The 20,724-nt window shown below is 68.1% G+C and carries 17 protein-coding genes; 12 read left to right on the forward strand and 5 right to left on the reverse strand.

Annotated features, from left to right (window positions below; all coding sequences use genetic code 11):
- The first annotated feature begins 89 nt into the window (after positions 1-89).
- From murD to ASF34_RS13415, 4 genes are all read left to right on the forward strand, one after another.
- Positions 90-1,448 carry a UDP-N-acetylmuramoyl-L-alanine--D-glutamate ligase gene (gene murD, locus ASF34_RS13400; protein WP_056161609.1) on the forward strand — a complete coding sequence of 453 codons (1,359 nt, stop codon included), beginning with the start codon at positions 90-92 and terminating at the stop codon, positions 1,446-1,448.
- Between the two features lie 107 nt (positions 1,449-1,555).
- Positions 1,556-2,659, forward strand: coding sequence for an acyltransferase family protein (locus ASF34_RS13405; protein ID WP_274533757.1), 1,104 nt, complete (start codon positions 1,556-1,558; stop codon positions 2,657-2,659).
- 166 nt (positions 2,660-2,825) lie between these two features.
- Positions 2,826-4,052, forward strand: coding sequence for an O-antigen ligase family protein (locus ASF34_RS13410; RefSeq protein WP_056161613.1), 1,227 nt, complete (start codon positions 2,826-2,828; stop codon positions 4,050-4,052).
- A 184-nt stretch (positions 4,053-4,236) separates the two neighbouring features.
- A complete protein-coding gene (locus ASF34_RS13415) occupies positions 4,237-7,896 on the forward strand; it encodes a PAS domain S-box protein (protein WP_056161615.1) in 3,660 nt (1,219 codons plus the stop codon).
- Positions 7,897-7,906: 10 nt separating this feature from the next.
- Here the strand turns inward: ASF34_RS13415 and ASF34_RS13420 are convergent, their stop codons facing one another.
- From ASF34_RS13420 to maiA, 3 genes are all read right to left on the reverse strand, one after another.
- The gene (locus ASF34_RS13420) at positions 7,907-8,230 is read right to left on the reverse strand and encodes a hypothetical protein (RefSeq protein WP_018045172.1); all 324 of its coding nucleotides are present in this window, start codon (positions 8,228-8,230) and stop codon (positions 7,907-7,909) included.
- A gap of 60 nt (positions 8,231-8,290) precedes the next feature.
- Positions 8,291-9,622, reverse strand: coding sequence for an NAD(P)/FAD-dependent oxidoreductase (locus ASF34_RS13425; protein WP_018045171.1), 1,332 nt, complete (start codon positions 9,620-9,622; stop codon positions 8,291-8,293).
- Between the two features lie 116 nt (positions 9,623-9,738).
- Positions 9,739-10,383 carry a maleylacetoacetate isomerase gene (gene maiA, locus ASF34_RS13430; protein WP_056161616.1) on the reverse strand — a complete coding sequence of 215 codons (645 nt, stop codon included), beginning with the start codon at positions 10,381-10,383 and terminating at the stop codon, positions 9,739-9,741.
- A 184-nt stretch (positions 10,384-10,567) separates the two neighbouring features.
- Between maiA and dgcN the strand changes: the two genes are divergently transcribed.
- The 5 genes from dgcN (at position 10,568) to coaA (ending at position 14,956) form a co-directional block, all read left to right on the forward strand.
- Positions 10,568-11,590, forward strand: a complete 1,023-nt coding sequence (gene dgcN / locus ASF34_RS13435) for an N-acetyltransferase DgcN (RefSeq protein ID WP_056161618.1) — start codon at positions 10,568-10,570, stop codon at positions 11,588-11,590.
- Entirely contained in the window at positions 11,587-12,576 is a 990-nt protein-coding gene (dgcA, locus tag ASF34_RS13440) for an N-acetyl-D-Glu racemase DgcA (RefSeq protein ID WP_056161620.1), read from the forward strand. The genes dgcN and dgcA overlap by 4 nt, the downstream gene beginning before the upstream one ends.
- 156 nt (positions 12,577-12,732) lie before the next feature.
- Positions 12,733-13,509 (forward strand): imidazole glycerol phosphate synthase subunit HisF, encoded by a 777-nt coding sequence (gene hisF / locus ASF34_RS13445; RefSeq protein WP_026176174.1) that lies wholly within the window; start codon positions 12,733-12,735, stop codon positions 13,507-13,509.
- Positions 13,510-13,610: 101 nt separating this feature from the next.
- Positions 13,611-13,934 (forward strand): phosphoribosyl-ATP diphosphatase, encoded by a 324-nt coding sequence (locus tag ASF34_RS13450; RefSeq protein ID WP_056161621.1) that lies wholly within the window; start codon positions 13,611-13,613, stop codon positions 13,932-13,934.
- A 29-nt stretch (positions 13,935-13,963) separates the two neighbouring features.
- Positions 13,964-14,956 carry a type I pantothenate kinase gene (coaA, locus tag ASF34_RS13455; RefSeq protein ID WP_147832479.1) on the forward strand — a complete coding sequence of 331 codons (993 nt, stop codon included), beginning with the start codon at positions 13,964-13,966 and terminating at the stop codon, positions 14,954-14,956.
- Between the two features lie 15 nt (positions 14,957-14,971).
- Here coaA and thpR read toward each other — a convergent pair whose 3' ends face one another.
- Complete coding sequence (thpR, locus tag ASF34_RS13460; protein WP_056161623.1) at positions 14,972-15,514, reverse strand: RNA 2',3'-cyclic phosphodiesterase; 543 nt, start codon at positions 15,512-15,514, stop codon at positions 14,972-14,974.
- 4 nt (positions 15,515-15,518) lie between these two features.
- On the reverse strand, positions 15,519-16,187 hold the full coding sequence (locus tag ASF34_RS13465; protein WP_443136538.1) for an arylesterase: 669 nt from the start codon (positions 16,185-16,187) through the stop codon (positions 15,519-15,521).
- A 99-nt stretch (positions 16,188-16,286) separates the two neighbouring features.
- On the opposite strand from ASF34_RS13465, the gene ASF34_RS13470 reads away from it, so the two are divergent.
- The 3 genes from ASF34_RS13470 to ASF34_RS13480 all read left to right on the forward strand — a co-directional run bounded on the left by ASF34_RS13470 (position 16,287) and on the right by ASF34_RS13480 (position 20,660).
- Positions 16,287-16,982, forward strand: coding sequence for an ABC transporter ATP-binding protein (locus ASF34_RS13470; protein ID WP_056162066.1), 696 nt, complete (start codon positions 16,287-16,289; stop codon positions 16,980-16,982).
- 39 nt (positions 16,983-17,021) lie between these two features.
- Positions 17,022-19,592 (forward strand): ABC transporter permease, encoded by a 2,571-nt coding sequence (locus tag ASF34_RS13475; protein WP_056161627.1) that lies wholly within the window; start codon positions 17,022-17,024, stop codon positions 19,590-19,592.
- A gap of 300 nt (positions 19,593-19,892) precedes the next feature.
- Positions 19,893-20,660, forward strand: a complete 768-nt coding sequence (locus tag ASF34_RS13480; RefSeq protein ID WP_027172050.1) for a Bax inhibitor-1/YccA family protein — start codon at positions 19,893-19,895, stop codon at positions 20,658-20,660.
- Positions 20,661-20,724: the final 64 nt, after the last annotated feature.

A 20,724-nucleotide genomic window follows, 5' to 3' on the forward strand; every position in this document is an offset into this window, starting at 1 on the left:
CTCGTCCCGAGGCCCGCTCGCGCGGGCACCTCAGGATGAGGTAGAGGGAGGGGGACAGAGATCAGAGCATTGGCGAGTTCGAGACCCGCATGACCCCCGCTACCACCTTCGCCAGCCGCACGGTCGCCCTGTTCGGCCTCGGCGGCTCCGGCCTCGTCACGGCGGTCTCGCTCCAGGCCGGGGGCGCCCGCGTCGTCGCCTGGGACGACAGCCCCGAGAGCCGGGCCAGGGCGCGCGAACGGGGCATCGGCGTCGCGGATCTGCGCAGCGCCGACTGGTCGGGCTTCTCCGCCCTGATCCTGGCCCCCGGCGTCCCGCTGACCCATCCCGCGCCGCATTGGACCGTCGATCTCGCCAAGGCGGCCGGTATCGAGATCGTCGGCGACGTGGAGCTGTTCTGCCGTGAGCGAGCCAAGATCGCCCCCGATGCGCCGTTCGTCGCCATCACGGGCACCAACGGCAAGTCCACCACCACGGCGCTGATCGCGCATATCCTCAGCGACGCCGGCCTCGACGTTCAGATGGGCGGTAATATCGGCACGGCGATCCTGTCGCTGGAGCCGCCGGCTCCGGGGCGCTACCACGTCATCGAACTGTCCTCGTTCCAGATCGACCTGACGCCGTCCCTGAATCCGAGCGTCGGCGTGCTCCTCAACATCACGCCCGACCATCTCGACCGGCACGGGACGATGGAGAACTACGCGGCGATCAAGGAACGGCTGATCCGGGGCTCCGCTCTCGCGGTGGTCGGCGTCGACGACGAGCCGAGCCGCGCCATCGCCGACCGGCATCGGGGACCCCTCGTACGGATCGGTGTCGCGCGCCAGGACGTGGACGGGCTGACCGTCCGCGACGGGATCGTGGCCGGGCGCTCCGGCGAGGCCATCGCGGATGTCGCCGGCATCGGCTCGCTCCGGGGCGCGCATAACTGGCAGAACGCCGCCGTCGCCATCGCCGTGGCCCAGGCTCTCGCCGTGACCGACGGGCGGATCGCATCGGCACTCGTGAGTTTCCCCGGCCTGCCGCACCGGATGGAGGAGGTCGGCCGGAGCGGGCGGGTCCTGTTCGTCAACGATTCCAAGGCCACCAACGCGGATTCCACCGAGAAGGCCCTCACGGCCTTCCGCGACATCCACTGGATCCTCGGCGGCAAGCCGAAGGAGGGTGGCATCGACCTGCTCGCGCCGCTCTTCGACCGCGTCGCCCACGCCTACCTCATCGGCGCGGCCAGCGACGCCTTCGCCGCGACGCTGGAGGGGAGGGTGCCCTATACGCGCTGCGGCACCCTGGACGTGGCGACGAAGCAGGCGGCGGAGTCCGCTGCGAGATCAGAACCGTCGGAGCCGGTGGTCCTCCTCTCGCCGGCCTGTGCTTCCTACGACCAGTTCAAGAGTTTCGAAGATCGGGGCGACCAGTTCCGCGCGCTCGTGCGGGGGCTGATCGGATAATCCGACGCCGGACCCTATTTTCCGGCATCTGTTTTATCGGGATTTAACCGCCTCGGACCGACCATCCGCCGCGATCGGCATCATGCCGCCGGCGAGGCCGACCTCCTGTGAAACAGATCGCTTCCGTTCAGATCCTGCGAGGATTGGCGGCTCTCATGGTCGTTTTCGGCCATGCCCAGCATCACACTCTCGTCCAGTCGATGAAGCTCGGCGGTTCGTTCGAGCGCGTCCACCTGCTGCCTTGGGGTGCGGGTGTCGACATCTTCTTCGTCATCTCCGGTTTCATCATGGTCTACGCGTCCGAAGACCTATTTAGCCGCGAGGGTGCGTCGCGCGAGTTCCTTGCCCGGCGCGTGGCGCGGATCGTCCCGCTCTATTGGATGTTCACGGCGCTCTACATTCTGTTCCTCATGGTCGGGCTCGCGGGCACGACCAAGGACTTTCCAGGCTGGCAAAACGTCGTCGCATCCTTCGCCTTCTGGCCCGCCTACGCCGTGGGTCATGCGGCTCCCATGCCGGTCCTCGAACTGGGATGGACGCTGAATTACGAAATGTTCTTCTATGGTGTCTTCGCGGTCTTCATCGGCCTGCGACGCAACCAGGCCGGTATCGCTGTCGCAGCCCTGCTCGGCGGCCTCGTTCTCGCGGGAGCTGTCATGCAGCCGAGCGCCGCCGCCCCGTTCTTCTGGTCCCGCCCCATCGTTCTCGAATTCGCCCTCGGCATGGGGATCGCTCTGCTTCTCCGCCACGGCGTGGTTCTATCGGGACTGATCCGGGGAGCCTTTCTCGTCGGCGGGGTCGCAATCCTGATCGCCGACCCGATCGACTCGTCGCATCAGGCCGTCGATTGGACGACGCCCAACGACGCCTGGCGAGTGGTCGGCTGGGGACTTCCCGCCGCCTTGATCGTCGCCGCCGCCGTCCTCGGCCGTCAGGGGCAGACCTCGCGTCTCTCGAAGCTCGGGGTCCATCTCGGCGATGCATCGTATGTGCTCTATCTCAGCCATCCTTTCGTGATCGTCGGGATCCGTAAGGCCATGCAATGGACCGGCTTCGAGGAAACGACGAGGGCGTGGCCGATGCTGGCCTTCACCGTCGTATCGTGCTGTGTCTTCGCAGTGATCGCGCACAGGTTCGTGGAACGGCCGATGACCCGCGCGATCCAGGCAATCCTGGTCCGCCCCCGGCCTCCCGGGACAGCGACGGCCTGACGCTCGGGCGACCGCTCTCGGCGTGCGAGGGACGGTGAGACCGTCGGTTTAAGTCTTCGCTGACGGGGAGTGCCTCATGCTGAGGCCGGGCGCGTATCCTGAGGCGGGTTGGACGGGCGGAATGGCGGCAGGCGGGAGATGGAGCGCGGATGAGGCGGGCGTCGCTATGGCGTCGGCCGATTCTCGCCGTGTCTCGTCGGGCCCGCTCCACACCCTCGGCTACGCGCTGTTGGCGCTCGTCATCTTCTTCACGTGCTTCACCTTCATGAAGCCGTCGCCCTATGATTTCCTGGCATTGCCGACGATCGCGTTGTGGTTCCTGCTGGGGATCAGGCTCTACCGCTCGACGATCCTCATCGTCGCACTTCTGCTGACCTATCTGTCGGCCATCGTCATCGCGTTGATCCCCTATCTCGACGAGACCAATTCGGTCGAGTGGACCTATCAGGCCATCTATCTCGGGCTGACCGGCATTTTCTTCGTGATGTTCTTCTCGGACGAGACCTCCGAAAGGGTCGGTTTCGTCCTCAAGGCCTATCTCGCGGGAGCGCTCTTCGCCGCGATCTGCGGCATCTTCAGCTATTTCGACGTGCTCGGCGAAGATGTGCTGTTCAAGATGGACGGACGCGCCTCGGGCGTGTTCCAGGACCCCAATCTGCTCGGATCCTTCCTCATCCTGTCGGTGCTGTATCTCATCCGCAGGATGCTGGTGGGGGAGACGCGGCGGAACTTCCTCTCCGCGACGGCACTGCTCGTCCTGCTGGCCTGCGTCTTCCTTTCGTTCTCGCGCGGTTCCTGGGGAGCCTGCCTCCTCGGCATCTGCCTGACGATCGGCCTGACATGGGCAACCTCACCATCGCGGGCCATTCGGCGGCGCATCGCCCGGCTGTCGGCCCTCACCGTCCTCGTCGGCGCGCTCCTGATCGGCGGCCTCCTGTCGATGGAGGGTGTCTCGGAGCGCTTCACCGATCGGGCGCAGGTCACGAAGGATTACGACGAAGGCGAGACCGGACGGTTCGGCAACCAGCGTCGCGGCATCCCGATGCTCATCGATCGCCCCCTCGGTTTCGGGCCTCTGAGATGGCGCGTGGTCTTCGATCTGGAGCCGCACAATTCCTATATCGGCGGGTTCGCGAATGGGGGATGGCTCGGAGGTTTCGCGTTCGTCTCCATCGTCCTGACATCCATCTTTGTCGGGTTTCGCCTGTGCCTCAAACCGTCGCCCTATCAGGGGCTCGCCCAGATCGTGTTTCCGGCCCTTCTGATGTTCTTCCTCCAGGCATTTCAGATCGATATCGAGAAGTGGCGTCACGTTTACATGATGCTCGGGATGCTATGGGGGCTCGAGGCCGCACGTATTCGCTGGGTGTTTCAACAGCGATCGACCACCTGACATCTCACGCTGGGGCCATCGCCGTGGCGTCGACGTCTCGCCGGCGAAGGAAATGATGCTGTGTGCCGTCGCAAATGAGGCGGCGGAGGGCGAAATTCTCACGCGAGACATAGAACGTTATCCTAGCGGCCTGCATATGTGATGCTCCGCAAGGCTGCCACCGCAGCGCAACGAGGCCCGATCCTTGATCACGCCGTCTCATGAAGCCGAGCGCGTCGCCGCGCTTCACGGCCTGGGTATCCTCGATACGCCCCCCGAAGAGCATTACGAGGCGGTGTCGCGCACGGCCAAACGCCTTTTCGGGGTCGAGAAGGCCTATGTCGCCCTCATCGATTCCGACCGGCAGTGGATCAAGTCGGACTGTGACCTCGCCAGCAAGGAGATGCCGCGCCTCGAATCGTTCTGCCATCACACCATCGCCGGTGGCGACATGCTCGTGGTGCCGGATGCGCGCCTCGATCCGCGCTTCGCCGGGAACCCCTTGGTGACCGGCCCCGATCCCATCGTCTTCTACGCCGGCGTGCCACTGTGCCTCGAATCGGGTTTCCGCGTCGGCTCGTTCTGTCTCATTCACAGCACGCCGCGCCCGTTCAGCGCGGAGGATGAAGCGGCTCTGCACGACCTCGCGGCCACCGTCACCGCCCATCTTCGCCTCGCGGACGCCCATGTGAGGCTGGTCCGCGAGGCCGAGGAACGCGCGGCCCATCAGGCGACGATCGCCGACCAGCGGGAAGAGTTGCAGCAGCGCCAGAGCGCGCTCGCCAGCGCGCATCACCTGCTCGCCATGGCGGAGGAGGTCGCCGGGATCGGCCATTGGCGCGTCCGGCTCGCCGATGGCCAGACCTTCTGGTCCACGGGCATCTACGGGATTGCCGGGCTCGATCCCGCGACCTCCGCGCCGACATTCGACGGGGCCCTCGATCTGCATCATCCCGACGACCGTGAACTGGTTCGGTCCAGCATTTCCGATGCGCTGGAGCGGAAAGGTGCTTTCGCCTTCGAAGCGAGGATGGTTCGTCCGAATGGGGAGGTCCGAACGATGGTCGTTCGCGGCATCTGCGAATGCGACGTGGCAGGTCTGGCCGTCGGGCTGGTCGGCACCGCCATCGACGTGACGGACGCCCGCAATTCCGACGCCGCCCTGCGGGAGCGGACGAGCCAGTTCCGCCGTCTCGTGGACGCGGTGAGCGATTGCGCCTTCGTCACCCTCGACCGGACCGGGCATGTCGCCAACTGGAACAGCGGGGCCGAGCGGATCACCGGCTATTCCGCGAAGGATGCCATCGGTCGCCACGTCTCTCGCTTCTATACCAGGGAGGGGCTCGAAGCGGGGGCGCCGCGCATCGCGCTCGCCACCGCCGCCTATGAGGGGCGGCTCAAGTTCGAGTGCTGGCGGGTTCGCCGCGACGGCTCGCAATTCTTCGCCAGCGTCGCCATCGATGCCATCCGCGACGACGAGGGGGCCGTGGTCGGCTATGCCGAGATCACCCGCGACATCACCGAGCGCCGCGCGGCGGAACTCGAACTCCAGCGCAGCGAGGATCGCTACCGCACCCTCGCGGAGGCCCTGCCCGCCCTGATCTGGACGACCCGCCCGCCGGACGGGACGGCGACCTATGTGAATCCGGCCTTCACCGATTTCTACGGTGATATCGGTCCCCAGCGGAGCGAGCGCACCGCGCGCAACCATCCCGACGATGCCGAACGCATGGAGGTCGCGTGGCGGAACGCCCATGCCTGGGGGCGGACCTTCACGGTTGAGGGACGCCTGTGCCGCCATGACGGCGTCTACCGCTGGCATAAGATCGTGATGATCCCGATCCCGACCCATGACGACCGGGCGCCCGATGCCGCCGAATGGCTCGGCACCGCCCTCGACATCGACGACATCATCACCGCACGCCAGCGGTTGGAGGAGACCACCGACCTGCTGCGCATCGCCCAGGACGCGGCCGATGCGGGCACCTGGGATCTCGACCTCTGGACGGATACCATCACCCTCAGCCCGAAAGCCGTCGGCCTGTTCGGCCTCCCCTGCGAGGGCGCCCGGGCCATGCCCGTCCAGGACTGGATCCCGCTGGTCCATCCCGATGACCGGCAGGCGGTCCGAGAGGAAGCAGCCAACGCGATCCGAAACCGGACCAACTACGTCGCCGAGTACCGCATTGTCGTGGACGCGGAGGAGCGCTGGATCTCGACCTGCGGTCGCGTGCTCTACGACGCGGCCGGCGCGCCCTATCGGATGGTGGGCCTGCATTTCGACATCACCGAGCGCAAGACGGTGGAGGCCGCGTTGCAGGCGGCCACAGTCAGGGCCGAGCAGGCCAGCGCTGCGAAAAGCGAATTCCTCGCCGCCATGAGCCACGAGATCCGGACGCCGCTCAACAGCATCCTCGGCTATGCCGACCTCCTGCTGGAGGAGCCGAGCCGGACGCCGGACGACAGGCACCGCCTCGAACTGATCGGAGGGGCGGGCGCCGCGCTTCTCACCATCGTCAACGACGTCCTCGACTTCTCGAAGATCGAGGCGGGGCAGTTCACCCTGGAACTGCTCCCCTTCCCGTTGCGCGACCTCATCGAGAATACGGTGGAGATCGTGCGCGGCAGCGCGCTCAAGAGCCCCGTGACCATCCTCTCGCGGCTCGACCCCGCGCTGCCGCCCTGGGCATTGGGGGATGCGAACCGGCTCCGGCAGGTGCTGCTCAATCTCCTCAACAACGCGGTGAAGTTCACCCCTGCGGGTTCCGTCACCCTGAACGTCAGACAATGCGGCGAGGAGGCGGGCGGCCCCGTCCTGCGCTTCGAGGTGGTGGATACCGGTATCGGCATCTCGGAGGAGGAGCAGATCCATCTGTTCCAGCGCTTCAGCCAGGTCGATTCCTCCATCAGCCGTCGCTTCGGCGGCACCGGACTCGGCCTCGCCATCTGCCGCCGTCTCGTCTCGATGATGGATGGGGAAATCGGGGTCACGAGCCGTCCCGGCGAAGGATCGACCTTCTGGTTCACCCTCGCCCTGCCGCGCGCGGAGGCGGCGAGCGGCCCCGCTGAGGCCGGGGAGGGGAGAGTGGTGGCGAGGAGCACCGTGGTCCCGAGGCCGGTGCGGATCCTCGTCGCCGAGGACGTTCCGGTGAACCAGACCCTGGCTCGGGCGGTCCTCGAACTCGCCGGCCACAGTGTCGACGTGGTGGGCAACGGTGCCGAGGCGGTGGCCGCGATCCAGGCCCATGCGGGCGGACCGCTCGCTTTCGATCTCGTCCTCATGGACGTCCAGATGCCCGGCATGGATGGGCTCGCCGCCACGCGCCTGATCCGCGCCCTGCCTGCCCCCGCCTGCGCGGTGCCGATCATCGCCATGACCGCCAACGTCCTGCCCGAGAAGGTCGCCTCGCTGACGGCCGCCGGGATGGACGACCATGTCGGCAAGCCGTTCAAGCGCGATGCGCTCTACGCGGCCATCGCCCGTTGGAGCGGCCCTGTGACTACCGGCGACGCGCCGGCCCTACCGACCATTCTCGATCTCGAGGTCTACGAGTCGCTGAGGGACATGGTGGGGCCGGAGCGGGCGACGGTCCTGCTGTCGATGCTGGCCGACGAACTCATCGACCGGTTCGGATCGTCGCCGCAGGCCGTGGATCTGTCGGGTATGGAGCCGGCGGATCTGGCCTACGACGCGCACGTCATGGTGTCGGCCGCCGGGCTGCTCGGCTTCGTCGGTCTGTCGGATCTCTGCCGCGAGATCGAAACAGCCTGCCGCAACGGGGACGACCTCGCTCTGCTGGTCCAGCGTCTCGTCGTCGTCCGGGACGGTACCCTTGGAACGATCAGGATGCTGCAAGCCGCCTGACCGTTCGGTCTCATTCGGTCTCGGGCGTCGGCTCGTCTTCCGGCTCGGGTTCCGCCGTCCAGGCCGTGGCGAAGGCGGCGAGCTGCATGGCATCCTTGAAGGCCATCACCGAGACACTGCGCTCGGTGGGCATTCCACCCGGATAAGGAGCGATCAGGACGGTCTCCTGGGACAGACGCGCGCCGGGGGTCTTCTCGGCGATCCAGGCCTCCGCCTCGGCGCAGAGACGTGCCGGGTCGGAGGGATCTCGTGCGCGGGAATCCGAGCGCAGCACGAGGACGTAGGGGCCGAGCGTCGGATTGCGCTGCTGCAGGCCCTGGATGATGTCGATCATGATCGTGTCTCGTCACGTTCCTGCCGGGGGCGCGGCACGGCCCCCGGCGAATCCGGTCGTTCAATGAAGCTTGACCCGCGGCTCCGTGCGCCGCGTCAGGGCGCGGGCCGTGGCGTCGAGGGCGGTCTTGATCGTGCCGTGCAGGGCGCGCTCGTGCATCTTGTAGAGCGACCAGTACATCATCCGCGCGAACAGCCCGGCGATGAACATGTTCTTTCCCTGGATGAAGCCCATCAGGTTGCCCACCGTGGAATATTCCCCGAGGGACACCAGCGAGCCGAAATCCCGGTACTTGAACGGCTTCAGGGGCTCCCCGGCCATCTTGATCGGGATCTGCTTGATGAGATGGCTCGCCTGCTGGTGCGCCGCCTGCGCACGCGGCGGGATCGGCGTGTCCGAGCCCTGCTCCACCAGATAGGCGCAATCGCCCATGGCGAAGATGTCGGGATCGCGCGTGGTCTGGAGCGTCGGCGTGACCACGAGCTGATTGTTGCGCGTGGTCTCGAGGCCGCCGATCTCCTGCAGGAAGGGCGGCGCCTTCACGCCGGCCGCCCAGACCACGAGTTCGGAGGGGATGAACCCGCCATCGGCGAGCTGGACGCCGTCGGCTCGGACTTCCGTCACCCGTGCCTGAGTGCGGACCTCGACGCCGATCTTGTTCAGCAGCGCCATCACCTCCGCCGAGAGACGCTCGGGGACGGCCGGCAGGATCCGGCTCGCCGCCTCGACGAGGGTGATCTTCAGGTCCTTGGCGGGGTCGATCTTGTCGAGGCCGGTGGAGGCCACGTCGCGGGTGGTGCGATGAAGCTCCGCCGCCAGTTCGGTGCCGGTGGCGCCGGCCCCGATCACCGTCACGTGGAGCTGGCCGGGGCGCACCGGCCCGACCTGGGTGTGCGCGCGCAGCATGCCGTTGACGAGGCGCTGGTGGAACCGCACCGCCTGGTCCGGTGTGTCCAGGGCGATGGCGTTCTCCTTCACCCCCGGCGTGCCGAAATCGTTGGTGGTCGAGCCCACTGCCAGGACCAGCGTGTCGTAGGGGATCGAGCGGACGGGCGTGACCTCGCGGCCCTCGGCATCGTGGCTCGCGGCGAGCTGGATCGTGCGCGCGGACCGGTCGAGCCCCGTCATCGAGCCGATGCGATAGCGGAAATGATGCTGATGCGCGTGGTGGAGATAGTCCACGGCGTGGTGACCGACATCGAGGCTGCCCGCGGCGACCTCGTGCAGCAGCGGCTTCCAGATATGGGTCCGCGCCCTGTCCACGAGGGTGACGTGCGCCTTGCCCTTCCGGCCCAGCGTGTCGCCGAGCTTGGTAGCGAGCTGAAGCCCAGCCGCGCCTCCACCGACGACCACGATGCGATGGAGGTTATCCACGGTTTCGCCCGGTACCATGCGTCCCTCGTCCCTTGAACTTGAGCGGCAGGCGGCCCGCCTTTTTCTCCGCTCGGGTCTTATAGGCAAAATCTTTTTTGAACGGCAGCCTCAGCTACGCGGCCCGGCCGATATTCTCACGCGGGCGCGCCGGGCTGGCGCAGGGGGTGCGCCCTGGCGAACGCCTCCTGCCCCAGGCAATCCTCGGCGATCCGCCTCACGGTGGGATAGGGCGCGGTCTCGACGCCGAAGATGCCGGTGCCGACCCAGAGGCTCACGAGGCAGAGGTCGGCATGGCTGATCGCGTCTCCCTGCGCATAGCGGCCGGTACCGGGCTCGTGGGCGAGGCGGGTCTCCAGGGTCTTGAGCCCGGTCTCGAACCAATGCCGCACGAACTCCATCATGCCGTCCTTCGGGATGTCGTAGGCCGACATCAGGTAGTTGCGCACCCGCGGAACATAGAGCGGATGAGTATCGCACGCGACCACCTGCGCCAGGGACCGCGCGCGCGCCCGGGCTTTCGGATCGCTCGGCAGCAGGGCCGGCTCGGGATGGATGTCCTCGAGATAGTCGAGGATCGCCAGCGATTGGGTGAGGGGAGGGCCGTCGCCGTCGAAGAAGGCCGGCACGGCGCCCTGCGGGTTGATGGCGAGATACTCGGGCTCGAACTGGTCGCCGGCATCGAGATCGATGAAGGTCTCCTCGCAGGCGAGGCCCTTGAGGTTGAGGGCGATGCGCACCCGGAAAGCGGCGGCCGAGCGCCAGTTGCCGTACATCTTCATGGCCGTCTCCCCTTCAGCCTTTGGTCGCCGGGGACCACACCCGACAACGATGCCGACCGCAAGTGCCGATTCCGTCAGAGGGACCCGGACGTCCTGGCCATGATCGTGCATTTGGCAGCGAGGCCGCCTTCGCGCATAGACGGAGCGAACCGGCCACCATCTCAGTCCGACGGGTGAATGCGAGATGCAGATCGAAACGCCCTACCTGATGTTCCTCGGCGACGTTCCCGATACGTTGGCAGCCAAGACCGCCTACGGCATCGCCGACTGGCGGCCGGACTGGTGCGTCGGCCAGTTGCGCCTGCCCGGCTGCGCCGCCGATCTCGGCATCCCGGACCTCACCCTGGACGAGGCCGTGGCCCAGGGCTGCAGGACCATGGTCATCGGCGTCGCCAATGCCGGCGGTGTGCTCCCGACGCATTGGGTGTCGGAGGTCGTGGCCGCCCTGAATGCGGGGCTCGACATCGCCAGCGGCCTTCACGTGCGCCTCGGCTCGCTGCCGGAGATCGCCGAGGCGGCCGAGAAGAACGGGCGCCAGTTGCACGACGTGCGCCACACCACCGAGACCTTCGACACCGGCAAGGGCATCCGGCGGCCGGGACGTCGCTTGCTGAGCGTCGGCACCGATTGCTCCGTGGGGAAGAAATACACCGTCCTCGCCCTGGAGCGCGGCATGCGCGAGCGCGGCCTCGATGCGGATTTCCGGGCCACCGGCCAGACCGGCGTGTTCATCTCCGGGCGCGGTGTCGCCATCGATGCGGTGGTGGCCGACTTCATCTCCGGCGCCGTGGAATGGATCGCTCCCGCGGCCGACCCGGACCATTGGGACCTGATCGAGGGTCAGGGCTCGCTCTACCACCCGTCCTTCGCCGGCGTCAGCCTCGGCCTGCTCCACGGTGCCCAGGCCGATGCCTTCGTCGTCTGTCACGAGCCGAGCCGCAAAGCCATGCGCGGCGTGGCGCATCCGCTGCCTTCGATCCAGCAGGTGATCGACCTCACGATCCAGCTCGGAAGCCTCACCAATCCCGGCATCTGCCCGGTGGGGATCGCGGTGAACACGCAGAAGCTCGGGGAGGACGAGGCCCGCACCCTGCTCCAGGATCTGACCAAGGAGCACGGGTTGCCCGCCACCGATCCGGTCCGCTTCGGCGTCGACGGGATCATCGACCGTCTGCTGGCGGAGTTCCCCGCCGGGAGCGCCGCATGACCCGCCGCCTCACGGTCGCGGTGGAGCGCTTCCCCATCGCCGGGGCCTTCACCATTGCGCGGGGCAGCCGCACGGAAGCGGTGGTGGTGCTCGCCACCATCACGGACGATGCCGACGGCCATCTGGGCCGGGGCGAATGCGTGCCCTATCCGCGCTACGGCGAATCCCCCGAGAGCGTCTGCGCCTTGATTTCCGAACAGGCCGACGCGATCGCGGCGGGGGCCACGCGCACCGATCTGCTCACGCTGATGAAAGCGGGAGCGGCGCGCAACGCCGTCGATTGCGCCCTGCTCGATCTGGAGGCCAAGCAGCGCGGCCGCCCGGCCTGGGAAATCGCGGGCCTGAGCCCGCCGCAGGTCGCCACCACCGCCTATACGCTGAGCCTCGGCACGCCGGAGAGCATGGAGGAGGCCGCACGCGGCGCGGCGCACCGGCCCCTGCTCAAGGTCAAGCTCGGCGGAGAAGGCGATCCCGAGCGCATCGCCGCCGTCCGTCGCGGCGCGCCGGAATCGCGCCTGATCGTCGATGCCAACGAGGCGTGGAGCGGAGAGACCATCGAGGCGAATCTGGCCGCCTGCCTCGCCGCGGGGGTCGGCCTCATCGAGCAGCCGCTCCCGGCCGGCGAGGACGAGTTGCTCGCCCGTATCGCCCGGCCGATCCCGATCTGCGCCGACGAGAGCCTGCACGACCGCGCCGGCCTCGACGCGCTCTCCGACCGCTACGACGCCATCAACATCAAGCTCGACAAGGCCGGCGGCCTCACCGAGGCGGTGATGCTGGCGCACGAGGCAAAGGCGCGGGGGCTCTCGCTGATGATCGGCTGCATGGTCGGCACGTCGCTGGCCATGGCGCCCGCCATGCTGCTCGCCCATCACGCCGATTATGTCGATCTCGACGGGCCCCTGCTGCTGGCGCGGGACCGCGAGCCGGCCCTGCGCTTCGACGGCAGCCTGATCCATCCGCCGACGCCGGACCTCTGGGGATAGGGCTGGAGCTCTCTTCGACCGGTTCGGGTTTCAAATTCCGGCGAACGACCCTGCAAAATGGTGCCGATCCCCGTCGCCGAGTTGACGGAATGGTGCAGGGACGGGCATGGCCCGATGCGTGCGACCCGGATCGGCCGCAAGCGTGACAGGTCCACCATGTTGAAGACCCGAATCATTCCCTGCCTCGACGTGAAGGACGGGCGCGTCGTCAAGGGCGTCCAGTTCCTGGAACTGCGCGATGCCGGCGACCCGGTGGAGGCGGCCAAGGCCTATGACGCCGCCGGCGCCGACGAACTCTGCTTTCTCGACATCACCGCGAGCCACGAGGCCCGCGGCACCCTGCTCGACGTGGTGAGCCGCACGGCCGAGGCCTGTTTCATGCCGCTCACGGTCGGGGGCGGCGTGCGCACGGTGGAGGATATCCGCACCCTGCTCCTCGCCGGGGCCGACAAGGTCTCGATCAACACGGCGGCGGTGAACGACCCCTCCTTCGTGGAGCGCGGCGCCCTCAAGTTCGGCAGCCAGTGCATCGTCGTCGCCATCGACGCCAAGCGGACCTCCGCCCCGGGCGAGCCGGATGCCTGGCAGATCTTCACCCATGGCGGGCGCAAGCCCACCGGGCTCGACGCCATCGACTTCGCCCGGACCGTGGCGGCGCGCGGTGCCGGTGAACTCCTCGTCACCTCCATGGACCGGGACGGGATGCGCTCCGGCTACGACATCGCTCTGACGCGGGCGATCTCGGACGCCGTCTCGGTGCCGGTCATCGCCTCGGGCGGCGTCGGTGGCCTCGACGACCTCGTGGCGGGCGTGCGCGACGGTGGCGCCAGCGCGGTGCTGGCCGCCTCGATCTTCCATTTCGGCCAGCACACCGTCGCCGAGGCCAAGGCGCATATGGCGAAGGCCGGCTTGCACATGCGGCTCGACCCGTGACGGGGCGCGGCGCCGAGGTCCGACCCTTGCCCAATCCCTTCCCGTGCCGCAGGCTCGTCGCCGTTGCGTGCATCGTCCGGCCTGCCGAGAGCTAGGATCGCATGACCGATTTCACCCTGAGCGACCTGGACGCCCTCATCGCCGACCGTGCCGCCGCGCCGCCGGACCAGTCCTACACGGCCAAGCTCCTGGCCGGCGGGCCGGCCAAGCCCGCCAAGAAGCTCGGCGAGGAAGCGGTCGAGGCCGCCATCGCCGCCGTGCAGGGCGATCGTGACGGGCTCGTGAGCGAGGCGGCGGACGTGCTCTACCACCTCCTCGTGGTGCTGCGCGCCGGCGGCGTCGCCCTGCCGGAGGTGATGGCGGAACTCGAGCGCCGCACCGCCCAGAGCGGCATCGCCGAGAAAGCGGCCCGGAGGCACACGTGACCGCCGAGCCGTCACGGCCCATCGCCATCGTGTCCGAGCGCGATCCCGCCCTCGGCCAGGACCCGGTGACGGGGATCGGCCCCGAGCGCCTGTCGCCCTATCGCCTGTTTTCCCGTGAGGAATGGGCGCAGTTGCGGGCCGACACCCCGCTGACCCTGACGGGGGACGATGTCAGCCGCCTGCAATCGCTCAACGATCCCATCTCCATTGAGGAGGTGGTAGCGATCTATCTCCCGCTGTCGCGGCTGCTCTCCCTCTACGTCGCGGCGACGCAGGGGCTGTTCAAGGCGACCCAGCGCTTCCTGCTGGCCGAGCGCGAGGCGAAGGTCCCCTACATCATCGGGGTGGCCGGCTCGGTGGCGGTGGGCAAATCCACCACCGCCCGCGTCCTCAAGGCGCTGCTCGCCCGCTGGCCGAACACGCCGAAGGTCGACCTCATCACCACCGACGGGTTCCTGCTGCCCAATGCCGAATTGAAGCGCATGGGCGCGATGGAGCGCAAGGGCTTTCCCGAGAGCTACGACACCGCCGCCCTCCTGCGCTTCCTCACCGACATCAAGGCCGGCAAGAAGAGCGTGGCGGCGCCGCTCTATTCCCACCTCGTCTACGACGTGGTGGCGGGCGAGGAGCGGGTGGTGGAATCCCCCGATATCCTCATCGTCGAGGGGCTCAACGTCCTCCAGCCGGCGCGCCTGCCGCGCGACGGCACCGCGATCCCCTTCGTCTCCGACTTCTTCGACTTCTCGATCTATCTCGACGGGCACGAGGACGACCTGCACCGCTGGTACGTCAACCGCTTCCTGCGCCTGCGCCAGACCGCCTTCCGTGATCCGCTCTCGTATTTCCGCAAATACGCCGAGGTTACGGAGGCCGAGGCCCTGGAGATCGCCGACAACCTCTGGACCACGATCAACCTGCCGAACCTGCGCGACAACATCCTGCCGACGCGCCAGCGCGCGAGTCTGATCCTGGCCAAGGGCGCGAGCCATCGAATCGAGAGCGTGGCGCTGCGGCGGTTGTGAGCCGGAGCGTATCCCTCAGCCCAGAGGATACGCCGCCTCCACCACATACGGCCCGCCGCCCCGCGATTCCCGCGCCGAGAACAGGGCCACCCGCGTCGCGGTGAACCGCAAAGCCGGAAACAGGCCTCTCTCGGCGAAATACTCCGCCACGTCCGGTGCCTGGGTGTCGCGCTTGGCGAGACGAGCCAGGGTCACGTGGGGCGTGAACTTGCGTCGCTCCGGCTCGGCACCGGCGGCGCGGGCGATGCGCTCGTGCTCCTCCTGCAGGTCGAGGAGATCCGCGCCGGCAGTCACGCTTGCGATGATCGCGCGGGGCCTGTCGCCGCCGAACGCGTCGAGGCCGGACAGCGTCACGTCGAGAGGCGGGCGCGGGCGCGCTTCGACGAGGCCGGCATGGAACGCCTCGGCCACCTCGTCGTCCACGTCGCCGAGGAAGCGCAGGGTGATGTGGAGGTCGCCGCGCTCGATCCAGCGCGCGCCGCGCAGGCCGCATTGATAGCGCGACACGGCCTCGGCGATGTCGTCGGGGAGTTCGAGGGCGGTGAACAGGCGCGGCATCGGTCTATTTCTGCGCCGCGCCGAGCCGGTCGAGGAAGCTCTCCACCGTGGGCAGGATGCCGGCGACGATGGTCTCGACGCCCTTCACGTTGGGGTGGAGCCCGTCCTCCAGGTTGAAGCGCCGGTCGTTGAGGATGCCTTCCAGAAAGAACGGATAGAGGACGAGGCCGTGTTGCCGGGCGAGATCGGGATAGATCGCGTCGAACCGCGCGACGTAGTCCGGTCCGAGATTGGTCGAGGCCTTCATGCCGGCGAGCAGGACCGGGATGTTGCGGGCCTTGAGCCGGGAAACGATGGTGTCGAGGGCCTTTCTCGTCACGGCGGGGTCGGTGCCGCGCAGCATGTCGTTGGCACCGAGTTCGAGGATGACCCCGTCGGTCCCGTCGGGGACCGACCAGTCGAGCCGGTCGAGCCCGCCGGTGCTGGTATCGCCGGAAACGCCCGCATTGGCGATCGACACGGCGCGGCCCCTGGCCTTCAGTTCGCGTTCCAGCACGGAGGGGAAGGCCGCGGCCGAGGGCAGGCGGTACCCGGCGGTCAGGCTGTCGCCGAAGGCCACGAGGTTGAGGGGACGTGCGGCGGCGTGGCCGATTCCCGTACCCAATGCGGCAAAGAGTGCCATCACCAGCGTCGCCCGGCGGGAATGCTGGCGTGGTGGGGCGGGACGAACCATATCGACCTCATCGCGTGACGTATGACACAGACCCATTCCCGCACAGCCTCGACCTATGGTGTTCATGACGATGGTCTCACACAGATCGGTCCTGCCGTGATGCCCGGCAAGGTGGACGCTCCAGCGATCGCCCTGTCGCGGATCGATCTCAGCCTCGGCCGGGGGGCGGCGCGGGTCCATGTCCTGCGTGGCATCTCCCTCGATGTGGCGCGCGGCGAGGCGGTCGGCCTCGTCGGCCCCTCCGGCTCGGGCAAGTCGACCCTGCTGATGGTGATGGCGGGCCTGGAGCGGCCGGAATCGGGAACGATCCATGTGGAGGGCACCGATCTCGGCGCACTCGACGAGGATGCCCTGGCGCGGTTTCGCGGCCGGCGCATCGGCATCGTGTTCCAGGCCTTCCACCTTGTGCCGACGATGACGGCCCTGGAGAACGTCGCGCTGCCCCTCGAACTCGCCGACAAGCCGGGTGCGCACGAGCGGGCGCGGACGGAACTGGAAGCGGTCGGCCTCGGCCACCGGCTGCACCACTACCCCGCCCAGCTCTCGGGCGGCGAGCAGCAGCGCGTCGCCATCGCCCGCGCCATCGCGCCCGACCCGGCGATCCTGGTGGCCGACGAACCCACCGGCAATCTCGACGAGGCCACGGGCCGGCAGATCGTGGACCTTCTCTTCGCCTTGAAGCGCGATCGCGGCGCGACCCTCGTCCTCGTCACCCACGATCCCGGCCTCGCCAAGCTCTGCGACCGCACCGTGCGTCTGCGCTCGGGGCTTGTGGACGAGGCGGTGGCGGCGTGATCCGGCTGAACCCGCGCGTTCGGCGGAAGGCCTGACCCCATGCATGGCACCCTGCCTCGTCTTACTCCGCGCCCCAGCCGCGTCCCGCTCACCCTGCGCCTCGCCTTCCGCGAGCTGCGCGCCGGGCTCGCCGGTTTCGTCGTGTTCCTCGCCTGCATCGCGCTCGGCGTCGCGGCCATTGCCGGGGTCGCCTCGATCTCGCGCTCGCTCACGGATGGTCTCGGCCGAGAGGGCAAGCGCATCCTCGGCGGCGATCTCACCTACAGTCTGATCAACCGCGAGGCGACACCCGACGAGCGGGCCGCCCTCGACGCGCAGGGCAAGGTCTCGGTGGTGACGACCCTGCGGGCCATGGCTCTGGCCGGGGACAAGGGCGCGGCCCTGGTGGAACTCAAGGCGGTGGACGGTGCCTATCCCGCCGCCGGGGACCTCGTCACCGACCCGGCCTTGCCGCTCCCCGATCTGCTGGCCGAGAGGGATGGGGTGTTCGGCGCCGTCGCCGATCCGGTCCTGCTGACGCGCCTCGACCTCACGGTCGGCGACCGGATCGAGATCGCCGGCAAGCCGATCGCCATCCGGGCAACGCTGGTCTCCGAGCCGGACAAGATCGCCAACGGCATCGGCTTTGGCCCGCGCCTCCTCGTCTCCGCCGCGACGCTTCAGGCGACGGGGCTGATCCGCCCGGGCAGCCTCAACCGGTGGAGCTATCGCATCCAGGCCCCCGCCGCCGACGATGCGGAGTTGGAGCGGCGGATCGCGGCCGTCGCCCGTGCGGCGCCGGATGCCGGCTGGGAGATGCGCTCGCGGTCCAATGCCGATCCGCGTTTCGCCAAGAGCGTCGAGCGCTTCACCCAGTTCCTCACCCTGGTCGGGCTCACGGCGCTCATCGTCGGCGGGGTCGGGGTCGCCAATGCGGTGAACGCCTTCGTGGCGCGGAAGCGCGGGTCCATCGCCACCCTGAAGAGCGTCGGTGCGCCGGGAGGGCAGGTCGTCGCCATCTATCTCACACAGGTGATGCTGGTGGCCGGGCTCGGCACCGTGATCGGGCTCGCGATCGGGGCGGGCCTGCCATTCCTCCTCGATGCCCTCTTCCACGATGCGCTTCCGCTGCCGTTGAACCCGACCCTGGCTCCGGCGGAGCTGTTGTTGGCCGCCGCCTACGGACTGCTCACGGCGCTCGCCTTCGCCATCATTCCCCTGGGCCATGCCCATGACGTGCCGGTCTCCGGCCTGTTCCGGGACGTGGTCGATCCCGACACCCGCAAGACGCGGTTGCGCTACCGGCTCATCCTCGTCGCGGCGCTCGCCGCCCTGGTGGCGCTGGCGCTGGCCACGGCTTTCGACCGGAGGGTCGCGCTGATGTTCATCGTGGCGGCCGGCCTCGCCTTCGGGCTGCTGCGTCTCGTCGCCCTCGGCCTCATGGCCGGGGCGCGGCGCCTGCCCCGACCGCGCTCGGCGGCGCCCCGCATGGCGCTGGCCAACCTTCACCGCCCCGGCGCGCTCACCCCCGCCATCGTCCTGTCGCTCGGCCTCGGGGTGACCCTGCTGGTGACGCTGAGCCTGATCGACGCCAATGTCCGGCGAACGCTGACGAGCTCGCTGCCGGCCCGTGCACCGAACCTGTTTTTCCTCGACATCCCGGCGGCGGAGGCGGACGGGTTCCATGCGGAGCTGGGCAAGCTCGCGCCGGGGGGCAAAATCGAGCGCGTGCCGATGATGCGCGGGCGCATCGTCGGCATCAACGGCACCCCCGCCGCCGCGATCAAGCCGCCGGAAGATGCCGCCTGGGTGCTCGATGGCGACCGCGGGATCACCTATGCCGAGGATCTCCCGGAGGGATCGAACCTCGTCGCCGGCTCGTGGTGGAATGCGGAGGAGGGGGCGAAACCCCTGGTGTCCTTCGATGCGGAACTCGGCCGCGCGCTGAACCTGGCGGTCGGCGGCACCGTCACGGTCAACGTCCTGGGGCGGAATCTGACGGCCGAAGTCGCGAACCTGCGCAAGGTCGAATGGCGCAACCTCGGCATCAATTTCGTCATGGTCTTCTCGCCCGGCACGTTCCGGGGCGCGCCGCATTCGGATCTCGCCACCCTCACCCTGGCGGGCGGGCCGGATGCCAAGACCGAGGCCCTGATCCTGCGTGACGTCGCCCGCGCCTTTCCGTCGGTGACCAGCGTGCGGGTGAAGGACGCCCTCGACACGGTCAACGACATCGTCGGCAAGCTGGTCTTGGCGATTCGCGCCGCCAGCGGCGTCGCCGTGGTGGCGAGCCTGTTCGTGCTCGCCGGCGCCATCGCGGCGGGGCACCGCGCCCGGCTGTACGATGCCGTCGTGCTGAAGGTCCTGGGCGCCACGCGCGGGCGCCTGCTCCTGGCCTACACGCTGGAATACGGCGCCCTGGGTATCGCCACCGCTCTGTTCGGGCTTCTCGCCGGCACGCTCGCGGGCTGGACCATCGTGACCCGCGTGATGAAGCTCGACTTCGCCCTGGACCTCTCCGGTGCCCTCGTCGCATCCACCCTCGCGGTGGTCTTCGCGATCGTCCTCGGGCTGGCCGGGACATGGCGCATCCTCGGCCAGAAACCGGCTCCCTACCTGCGTCAATTCTGAGGCCGGAGGTCGTCCGCCTCCCAATCGACGGAGAAAGACGACGCCGAAGTCATGGTTTATGACTTGTCACTATAGCTCTGGTGCGCCGCGCGGATGATGAACGAGATTTAATCCGCCCTCATCCAAATAAAGATAGAGGTCAGAAGCGGTGATTCCCTGGCCGCAAAGCTCGGCCGCCCCCTTGTGCGGAGCGGCATGACGGAACATATTTCGGCTCAAGGCGCGGTCACGTGCCAGAGGTCCTGTGCGTGAGCCTCGGTTCCAAATCACACGCTGAGAGAGCTTCCAAGGGAATCTCCCATGGCATTCGATAACAGTCCTTTCCGCTACGGCGCCCAGCCCCAGGGCTATGCCGGCTCCCAGGTCGATGTCGATCAGGGGCTGCGCAGCTTCATGCTCGGCGTCTACAACAACATGATCGTCGGCCTCGGGATCTCCGGCCTCGTGGCCCTCGGCCTGAACATGGCCGCCACCGCGCAGACCGCTACGGGCAAGCTCGCGCTCACCCCGTTCGGCCAGATGCTCTACACCAGCCCCCTCAAGTGGGTTCTGATGCTGGCGCCCCTCGCGTTCATTTTCATCTTCACGATGCGCATGGACAAGATGTCGGCCTCCTCGGCGCGCATGACCTTCTTCGCCTTCGCGGCGGTGATGGGCGCGTCGATGTCGACCCTGCTGCTCGTGTTCACTGGCGCCAGCGTGGTCCGGGTCTTCTTCATCACGGCGGCGACGTTCGGCGGTCTCAGCCTCTACGGCTACACCACCAAGCGCAGCCTTTCGGGGATGGGCTCGTTCCTCATCATGGGCGTGATCGGCCTCTTCATCGCATCGATCGTGAACATCTTCCTGGCCTCGAGCGCGCTTCAGTTCGCCATCTCGGTGCTCGGCGTCCTGATCTTCGCAGGCCTCACCGCCTACGACACGCAGAAGCTCAAGGAGATGTTCCTCTACAGTGGAGCCGATGCCGAAGGCGCGGCCAAGCTGTCGGTGAACGGCGCTCTGACCCTCTACCTGGACTTCATCAACATGTTCCAGTTCCTGCTCCAGCTCCTCGGCGATCGCCGCTAAGCGAGCCATCGGAACGCGGATCGAAAGGCCTCGGCGGAAACGCCGGGGCCTTTTTTCGTTTCCG

This window comes from Methylobacterium sp. Leaf106 (assembly GCF_001422895.1).
In the GTDB taxonomy this organism is placed as follows: Bacteria; Pseudomonadota; Alphaproteobacteria; order Rhizobiales; family Beijerinckiaceae; genus Methylobacterium; species Methylobacterium bullatum.